A 9,302-nucleotide genomic window follows, 5' to 3' on the forward strand; every position below is an offset into this window, starting at 1 on the left:
TTAAATGAGACTGAAGCTTTTTACAAGGGTTTATTGGGCTTCGAATTGAAATTTGATTTTGGCGCACAAGCAAAGTTTTTTGCAGCTGGTGAATACCATCACCAAATCGGAGCAAATACTTGGGCGGGAAAAGGAATCCCAGCAGCTGAAAAAGGAATTCGCGGTTTGGCTTATTATACGATCGTAGTTCCAGTTAAAGAGGACTTCGCCCGCATTCAAACATCTTTAACGGACAAACAATATGAATACCAGTTAGATGAAGAGAGTGGTGTTCTTTCATTGGAAGACCCTAATGGAATTGTAGTAAAAATCCTACAAAAATAATTCATTTTAACGACCAGAAAAGGCTTTTGCTTTTTCTGGTCGTTTACTTTTGGTTTTATCAGTAAAAAACTAACGAAAAGTTGCGGCTTTTATTTCTTTAACCGAAATGTCTATGCTATGATCAAGCTAAAAAGCTGGTCTTAAAAAGTAGCTAATATCAATAAGTAAATTTAAAAAATGAAATAGTGCTGATGGATAAACCACCCATGAGCGTTTTTCTTTTAAAAATGTTAAGCAGAAGTCGAAGAAAGGAAGAGAGCCATGTACGACAACACTAGGAAATTGATCCGACACTTTACCGAAGACGGCACATTGCCTGGAGCAAGTTATGCTTTTATCAACCAACAGGAAATCAGGCAATACCGTGAGGGTCTAGCAGCGATGATTCCTCGCAAAGAGCCCATTAAAGAAAACCAGCAATATGATGTTGCTTCTTTGACAAAAGTCATGCTGACGACAACTGTTATTTTGCAATTATTGGAGAACAGGATATTGGCTCTAGATGCCTCCGTTCAAACTTATTTACCGGATTTCAGTGCCAGCCAAGTAACACTTCGTCATTTACTGACGCACACTTCTGGGTTAAATGGATTTATTCCCAATCGCAATGCGTTATCAGCTAGTGAATTAAAAGCTGCTCTATTGAATTTGCCCGTGGAAGACATATGCGGCACAAAAGTGAAATATACGGATACAAATATGATCTTATTGGGTTATATCATTGAAAGCATTGAAAATGAAACGCTAAGTGTTGTTTTTGAAAAACGCATTATGGTTCCTTTGAATTTGCTTGATTCAACCTTTCATCCAGCAGATCCGGCACAGTGCGCTCCAACAGAAAGCCAGCCGGACCGTGGTGTGATCAGAGGAGAAGTTCACGATCCTAAAGCATTAGTATTAGGCGATCATTGCGGTAGTGCCGGATTGTTTTCTACATTGAACGATGTTTTACGTTTTAGTCAGATGCTTCTTCAAAAAGGTCAGTTAGAAGGTGTTCGCATCTTGCAAGAATCAACTGTTGAACAATTAACACGGGATTGGACACCGAGCGGGAAATTAGAACGTTCTTTAGGCTGGGATTTAACAATCAGAAAGCAAGGTCGTTATCTATTCCATACCGGATTTACAGGAACGTTTATATTATTGGATATAAAAAAGCAAACAGCTTTTGTTTTTTTGTCTAACCGGGTACATCCAACAAGTGATACACCAACCTATCTTAAGAAAAGAGATCAATTAATCGAAACGTATTTTTCAGAAAAAGAAGTAGAATGGCTGTAACTTTTAAATGAAAGCAATGTAAAATCGTTTTCAACTGTGGTAAGATAAGAAAGAAGTATGCATATGGGAGGAACGTAAAAATGAACGAACCATTATTTTTAAAAGCTGTTTTACAAGAAAAAATTTGGGGCGGCACCAAATTAAGAGATGTCTTTGGATATGATTTACCCAGTGACAAGGTAGGCGAGTGTTGGGCTATCAGTGCTCATCCAAACGGACCCAGCACAGTATTGAATGGTCCTTATCAAGGAATGACATTAGCAGAAGTGTGGAAAGAACACCGTGATGCTTTCGGCAATGCCAAAGGAGACGTCTTCCCATTATTAACTAAAATATTAGATGCGAACGATGACTTATCGGTCCAAGTGCATCCAGATGATGCTTATGGAATGGAACATGAAGGCGAGTTAGGAAAAACAGAATGTTGGTATGTGATCGATGCCGACGAAGAAGCAGAAATCATTTACGGACACCATGCTCAATCAAAAGAAGAATTAGAAACCATGATTCGTGAAGGCAAATGGGATGATTTATTGCGCCGTATCAAAGTAAAAAAAGGCGATTTCTTCTTTGTTCCAAGTGGAACGATCCATGCGATAGGAGCAGGGATCATGATCCTAGAAACGCAACAATCCAGTGATACAACTTACCGGGTCTATGACTATGACCGTAAAGGCGATGATGGAAAGCCAAGAGAACTGCACATTCAACAATCTGTTGATGTGACAACCGTTCCGCATGTGGATGCAGCCACAGATATTCAAACAGAAAAGCGGGAAAATGTCGAAATCACAACGTATGTAAAAACTGATTTCTTTGATGTATACCAATGGGATATTACAGGAAAAGCAGCATTTGAAGCTACAGCGCCCTATACTCTAGTGAGTGTTTTAGAAGGCGAAGGAACGCTATCTGTTGAAGCGGGCGATTATCCATTGCACAAAGGAACACATTTCATTTTGCCAAATGAAATCAAAAACTGGACAATTGACGGCACATTGCAAATTATCGCATCCACACCAGGAACGAAACTTTAAGAGAAGCTAAAAAACCACCGACCTAAACGATTTTCGTTCAGGTCGGTGGTTTTTGGTTACGCGAATAAGGCTTCAGCCTCTTGAGGAAAACGTTTCTTAACGGCTTCTTTTAAAATACGATCAGTTAAAGACACATTGCGCACTAAGATAGGCCCGTGAAGATAAGAACAATAAGTTTGTTTGTAATGGGCGCCTTCCGTTTTATCCTCGCCATTGTTGCCTTGACCGATTTCAACGATGCCTAACGGTTTGACATTTTCGCCTAAGAAAGTCCGACCGTTGTGGTTTTCAAAGCCTTTATAAGTTTCATCAAATTCGTCATTTTTAATAATGATATCGCCGATGAAACGGTTATTTTCTTGATTGAGCGTGTAGTGATCTAGAGCACCAGCGCCTTCAATTTTATTGCCGGCAGCATCCACATAATAATGGCCTAGTAGTTGGAAACCGCCGCAAATACCGACCATTACACCATCGTTTTCAATATAAGTGGCGATGTCTTCTTTTTTATTTTGCAAATCTTTTGAAACAATGCGTTGCTCAAAATCTTGACCGCCGCCAAAGAAAACTAAATCATATTTAGTTGGATCAAAAGCTTGATCTAAACTGATGATTTCCGTATCAAAGGTAATGCCGTACTGTTTTGCACGGTGCTGCAGCATTAATAAATTGCCGTTATCACCATATGTGTTTAGTAAATTCCCATAAAGATGACAAACTTTCAATTCAACCATCTTACATGCCTCCTTCAATATAATGTTGATTGGCAAGCTCTTTGCGCAATTGCAAGACAGCTGTATAAGTTGCTAAAACGTGAATTTTCTTAGTGGGCGCATCTTTGAAACTCTTGATCAAGTCAGTCAATTCAGGAATGACTTGCAGTTCTTCTGCTGGTACACCGGCAACTTCTATCCGAGTTTTGATATCTTCCACTCGCTCACCGCTCACTGTAAATTGTTTGATATTCATATCGGTGATACTTTCGTAATTTGCATCCCAAATCCAACTGATATCCGTTCCATCTGCAGCATTCGCGTTTAGAATAGAGACAAAAGAAAATGGTTCAGGATCGCGGGCAATCATATCTAAAACTTGGTTTAACCCAACTGGATTTTTCACTAAATTGACCGTAATTTCTTTATCTTCAATATTAATGATTTCTTGCCGGCCAAATACTCGTTTAGCAGACTGAAATCCGCTTCTTATCTGATCAGGCGTTACATCAAAAATCCGGCCAATGCTGTAAGCAGCTAAAGCATTATAAATGTTGTATTGGCCGCCAATGTTGATTTCAAAAGGTTCACCATCAATGATAAAGCGCGAAGATTGGTGATCCATCTCTAGAATATCTGTCATACGGTAAGTCAGTTCAGGACGTTTAAATCCACAATGCGGACAATAATATTTTCCAAGGTTGCTGTAAGAGATGAATTTGTAATGTAGAATATGATGACATTGCGGGCAAAGGACTCCATCAGTATTATAATGAGCTTGCATTTCCCCGTCAGGCAAATGATCAAAGCCAAAATAAACTCGTTTATTGACCGTTTCTTTTGAATTAAAGATCGGAGCATCACCGTTGCTGACGATCAAAGCCTCAGGGGCTAGCGCAGCACCGTCCAACATCAATTGATAAGTGGTATAGATTTCACCATAACGATCCATTTGATCGCGGAAAACATTGGTAAAAATAATTGCTTTTGGTTTGACATATTTAGTAACGTGAACCAAACTAGCTTCATCGACTTCTAAGATGGCTACTTTATTTTTTTTATTAGTTGTATAAGTGTGGTGTGTCAAGAAAGTAGAAACAATCCCTTGCTGCATATTTGCACCTGTTGGATTGGTAATGATATCTGGGTATTTTTGTTTCAACACTTGATAAGTCAAAGCTGTTGTTAATGTTTTTCCATTTGTGCCAGTCACGATTACGACTTCGTAATCTTTAGACAATGCGCCTAAAACAGTAGGATCCAGCTTTTGTGTTAACATACCTGGATAACTGCTGCCTCCTTTAAAAAAGGTATGGAGTCCCCATCTAGTTGTTTTTCCTACCATAATGGCAAATGCGTTACGTATACTCAATTGAGTTTCCTCCAATAAATAAAATAATGAGAACAAATAATTTGCTGCTACTTTGTCATTTTAGCACAATTTTTTTGAAAGAATATTAAAATTACTTAACTTGTTTGATTCTATAGATAAATTTAATGAATTTGATAGCCAAAAAACGGAGAATCTGATGTTAAGGGAAGGGAATTGATAAGTAGGGCTGAGAATTTCTTTGTCTTGAAAAACAGAAAATATGGGAGCCGTTCTGTTGTAAATAAGCCTCTTTCCATTTTTCTTTTACAAATTTAATGCAAAATTCACAAAATTACCGTATAATTCTAAGAGATTCCTATGAAAGAAAAGAGGATGTAAAATTATGGCTCAACTTTTTTTCAAATACGGTGCAATGAACAGCGGAAAAACCATTGAGATTCTTAAAGTGGCATATAACTATGAAGAACAAGACAAGCCCGTTGTTCTTATGACGAGCGGTTTGGATAATCGAGATGAAGTGGGCATTATTTCTAGCCGGATCGGTTTGCGGCGTGAAGGGATTTCGATTTTTGATGATACCAATATTTTTGAAACTATCCAAGAACTTGATTTCAAGCCTGCTTGTGTATTAATTGATGAAGCACAGTTTTTAATGAAAACACATATTTTTCAATTAGCTCAAATCGTGGATGATCTTGATATTCCAGTTATGGCTTTTGGTCTGAAAAATGATTTTAAAAATGAGTTGTTTGAAGGTTCTAAATACCTGTTGCTTTATGCAGATAAGATTGAAGAGATGAAAACAATCTGCTGGTATTGTCACAGAAAAGCCATTATGAACATGCGGATGATCGATGGCAAGCCTGTCTATGCAGGTGAACAAATTCAAATCGGTGGAAATGAAAGTTACTTCCCCGTTTGCCGTAAACACTATATCCACCCCCCACTTTAGCAAAGATGCGGAAAAACAAGGATGCGGAGTGACCCTGGTAGACACACAGCGATTTTAGGAACTTTCTAAGCAAGAGCATCCTGCGCATTGCTGAAAGTTATCTAAATTGCCAAGTGTCTGGGTCACACAGCTCAACTAAGAACAGGATGCGGAGTGCCGCATGGGAGTTTCTTAAATAAAAAAACAGCAGCAGTAAACCATGAAAAAAAAAGGAGAATTTCAGTATGTTTGATAGATTAGCTAGCGTTGAAGGACGTTACGAAGAACTGAATGAATTGTTAAGTGACCCTGAAGTAGTCAGTGACACAAAACGCTTAATGAAACTGACGAAAGAAGAAGCTGGACTACGTGAAACAGTGGCCACTTATCGCCGTTATAAAGCGGTTGAGCAAGATATTGCAGATACAGAAGAAGTCTTAGGAGAAACTTCTGATCCTGAAATGACGGAAATGGCTAAAGAAGAATTAGCAGAACTAAAAAATGAAAAAACTGAAATTGAAGAAAAAATGAAAATCTTGATGCTGCCTAAAGATGAAAATGATGATCGTAATATCATTATGGAAATTCGAGGAGCAGCCGGCGGAGACGAAGCAGCGCTATTCGCAGGCGATTTATTCGGCATGTACCAAAAATACGCTGATGCACAAGGCTGGAAAACAGAAGTACTAGATGCCAATATTACAGGAATCGGCGGATACAAAGAAGTTACTTTAATGATCACCGGAGAAAATGTATATTCAAAATTAAAATACGAAAACGGAGCGCATCGTGTTCAACGTGTTCCATCAACGGAATCACAAGGACGGATCCATACTTCAACAGCCACCGTTATGGTAATGCCGGAAGCTGAAGAAGTAGAACTGGATATTGCTGATAAAGACATTCGGACAGATATTTACCATGCCAGCGGAGCAGGTGGACAGCACGTTAATAAAACAGCTTCGGCCGTTCGCTTAACCCATTTACCGACAGGAATAGCTGTTGCCATGCAAGATGCTCGTTCACAAATTCAAAATCGTGAAAAGGCGATGAAAGTCTTGCGAGCCCGCGTCTATGACCATATTCAACATGAAGCGCAAAGCGCGATCGATATGGAACGTAAATCAGCAGTAGGTACTGGAGATCGTTCAGAGAGAATTCGGACCTATAACTTTCCGCAAAGCCGCGTAACCGATCATAGAATCGGCTTAACGATTCAAAAATTAGAACAAATTTTAAATGGTAAACTCGATGAAATCATTGATGCATTGATTTTGCATGATCAAACAGCCAAAATGGAGCAGTTAAAAGATGAAAATTGATGAAACGTATCGTGAAGTCCTGAAATGGGCTTCTTCTTTTTTAGAAGCTGCTGGTCAAGAAGAGTCAGCAGCGGAGTTCTTGTTAAGAGGACGGTTGAATTGGTCTAAAACGGATTTTATCTTACATTTAGAAGATCCGGTTCCTATTGAAACAAGACAACAGTTTATTGAGGACGTTAAGCAGCACAGTAAAGGAACTCCCACTCAGCACATATTAGGCTATGAATGGTTTCATGATTATCGTTTTAAAGTGACTAAAGATACATTGATCCCACGTCCTGAAACAGAAGAAATTGTAGATAAGTTCTTAAAGCAAGCGTCTAACCGTCCGTTAACTGTTTTAGATATTGGTACAGGAACTGGTGCGATTGCTATCGCCATAAAAAAAGAACGGCCGCAAGATGAAGTGACGGGAATTGATTTATCAAGTGCAGCATTAGCAGTTGCTAAAGAAAATGCAGAGCAATTACAAGCAAATGTTCGCTTTTTAGCTGGTGATTTGACAGCTCCGGTAACAGCAGAGCAATTCGATGTGGTTATTTCTAATCCGCCTTATATTGGTGAAAATGAAAAGATAGATATGGATGAGTCTGTTTTGAACTATGAGCCGCAAATGGCCTTATTTGCCGATAATAATGGTTTGGCCATTTACCAACGATTAGCGGAAGAAATACCGGCAATTTTGAAACCAGACGGACAAATCTTTTTAGAGATTGGATTTCGTCAAGGAGAAGCAGTCAAAGCTATTTTTCAAGCTGCATTTCCAAACGCAAAAGTAGAAGTAGAAAAAGATATGAGCGGACATGACCGGTTGATAACAGTAAAACAAGTTTGATTTAAATAAAATGGAGGTGAGCCTGTGGAAACTAAGATATTTCAATTGAATGAAATTGAAAAAGCTGCACAATTGTTGAAACAAGGAGAATTAATAGCCTTTCCTACTGAAACAGTCTATGGGTTGGGAGCTAATGCACAAAATGAAACAGCCGTAAAAAAAGTTTATGCTGCTAAAGGACGGCCTAGCGATAATCCATTGATTGTCCATGTCGCTTCAATAGCAGAAGTAAAAAAATACGTAGCAGAAGTTCCGTTTGCTGCACAAAAATTGATGGAAAAATTTTGGCCGGGACCGTTAACCATTATTTTCCGTACAAAACCGGGAGCCTTTTCTAAAACCGTAACTGGCGGTTTAGACAGCGTAGCTATGCGTATGCCGGATAATGCAGCAACACTTGCGCTAATCAAAGCAACAGGAAAACCGCTAGTAGGACCGAGTGCGAATACTTCAGGAAAACCAAGTCCGACAACCGCTCAGCATGTTTACCATGATTTGCATGGAAAAATTGCCGGTGTACTGGATGGCGGTAAAACAGGAGTTGGATTAGAATCGACTGTTTTAGATATGACAGATCCTGAAAAGCCCATTATTTTAAGACCAGGCGCAATGACAAGGGAAGTAATAGAAGCCGTTATTGGCCCGATAGATACGGATCATCATCAGGTTTCTAAGGAAGAACAACCTAAGGCACCAGGGATGAAATACAAACACTATTCACCAAACGAACCGGTAATTATCGTTAAGGGGTCAAATGATCAGTGGCAAAAAGCCATTGACCACTATCAACTGCAAGGTGAGAAAATTGGGCTGTTAGCTAATGAAGACTGCATTCGTTTGTTTGAGTCAAAAGTAGCCGATACATTTTCTCTAGGGAAAAAAGACGAAGTTGCTGATGCAGCCAAATTATTGTATGCCGGTCTGCGTTATTTTGAAACAACAGAAGCAACAGTAATCTTGGCTGAAGCGCATGAAGCGGAAGGATTAGGGGATGCCTATATGAATCGGTTGGAAAAAGCAGCTGGGAACCATTATTTTTGATAAAGTAAAAATAAGACAGAAATGCTATACTAAAGTTATTCTATTTATTAAATTAAGGGTGTGAGTTGAAGATGGATTTTAGAGAATTTGATAAAGATTTATTTGATGCGATAGATCAGGAAAAAAATCGCCAAGAAAATAATATTGAGTTGATTGCTTCTGAAAATTTTGTTTCAGAAGGTGTACTTGCGGCTCAAGGCAGTATTTTAACAAATAAATATGCTGAAGGTTATCCAGGAAAACGATATTACGGCGGTTGTGAGTACATTGATGTAGTGGAAAATTTAGCGATTGACCGTGCAAAAGAACTCTTTGGAGCAGAATACGCCAACGTACAACCGCATTCAGGTTCCAGTGCAAATATGGCTGTTTTTAATGCATTTTTAGAACCGGGCGATAAAGTGTTAGGAATGGATTTGACGCATGGTGGGCATTTAACCCATGGTTCTCCAGTCAATTTTAGTGGAAAAACATATGATTTTGTC

8 protein-coding genes and 2 pseudogenes are annotated in these 9,302 nt (G+C 38.9%); 8 read left to right on the forward strand and 2 right to left on the reverse strand.

From position 1 onward, the window contains the following. The 3 genes and pseudogenes from RT405_RS10380 to manA all read left to right on the forward strand — a co-directional run. A pseudogene (locus tag RT405_RS10380) lies at window positions 1–324 on the forward strand (VOC family protein); the annotation flags it as partial. Window positions 325–585: 261 nt separating this feature from the next. Further along, window positions 586–1,605, forward strand: coding sequence for a serine hydrolase domain-containing protein (locus RT405_RS10385; RefSeq protein WP_313469538.1), 1,020 nt, complete (start codon window positions 586–588; stop codon window positions 1,603–1,605). A gap of 80 nt (window positions 1,606–1,685) precedes the next feature. Further along, entirely contained in the window at window positions 1,686–2,642 is a 957-nt protein-coding gene (gene manA / locus RT405_RS10390) for a mannose-6-phosphate isomerase, class I (RefSeq protein WP_313469539.1), read from the forward strand. 56 nt (window positions 2,643–2,698) lie between these two features. On the opposite strand, the gene RT405_RS10395 is transcribed toward manA, so the two are convergent. After that, entirely contained in the window at window positions 2,699–3,376 is a 678-nt protein-coding gene (locus RT405_RS10395; RefSeq protein WP_313469540.1) for an adenosylcobyric acid synthase, read from the reverse strand. 1 nt (window position 3,377) lies between these two features. Continuing rightward, the gene (locus RT405_RS10400) at window positions 3,378–4,727 is read right to left on the reverse strand and encodes a Mur ligase family protein (protein ID WP_313469542.1); all 1,350 of its coding nucleotides are present in this window, start codon (window positions 4,725–4,727) and stop codon (window positions 3,378–3,380) included. Between the two features lie 343 nt (window positions 4,728–5,070). Here RT405_RS10400 and RT405_RS10405 point away from each other — a divergent pair, with 343 nt between their 5' ends. The 5 genes and pseudogenes from RT405_RS10405 to glyA form a co-directional block, all read left to right on the forward strand. Next, window positions 5,071–5,640 (forward strand): thymidine kinase, encoded by a 570-nt coding sequence (locus tag RT405_RS10405; RefSeq protein WP_313469544.1) that lies wholly within the window; start codon window positions 5,071–5,073, stop codon window positions 5,638–5,640. A gap of 224 nt (window positions 5,641–5,864) precedes the next feature. Then, window positions 5,865–6,941, forward strand: coding sequence for a peptide chain release factor 1 (prfA, locus tag RT405_RS10410; protein WP_313469546.1), 1,077 nt, complete (start codon window positions 5,865–5,867; stop codon window positions 6,939–6,941). Next, on the forward strand, window positions 6,931–7,776 hold the full coding sequence (gene prmC / locus RT405_RS10415; protein WP_313469547.1) for a peptide chain release factor N(5)-glutamine methyltransferase: 846 nt from the start codon (window positions 6,931–6,933) through the stop codon (window positions 7,774–7,776). The genes prfA and prmC overlap by 11 nt, the downstream gene beginning before the upstream one ends. Window positions 7,777–7,800: 24 nt before the next feature. Further along, window positions 7,801–8,817: an L-threonylcarbamoyladenylate synthase gene (locus RT405_RS10420; protein ID WP_313469548.1), complete on the forward strand. Its 1,017-nt coding sequence runs from the start codon at window positions 7,801–7,803 to the stop codon at window positions 8,815–8,817. 71 nt (window positions 8,818–8,888) lie between these two features. Further along, window positions 8,889–9,302, forward strand: a pseudogene (glyA, locus tag RT405_RS10425) (serine hydroxymethyltransferase); the annotation flags it as partial.

Source organism: Carnobacterium sp., from assembly GCF_032094055.1.
In the GTDB taxonomy this organism is placed as follows: domain Bacteria; phylum Bacillota; class Bacilli; order Lactobacillales; family Carnobacteriaceae; genus Carnobacterium_A.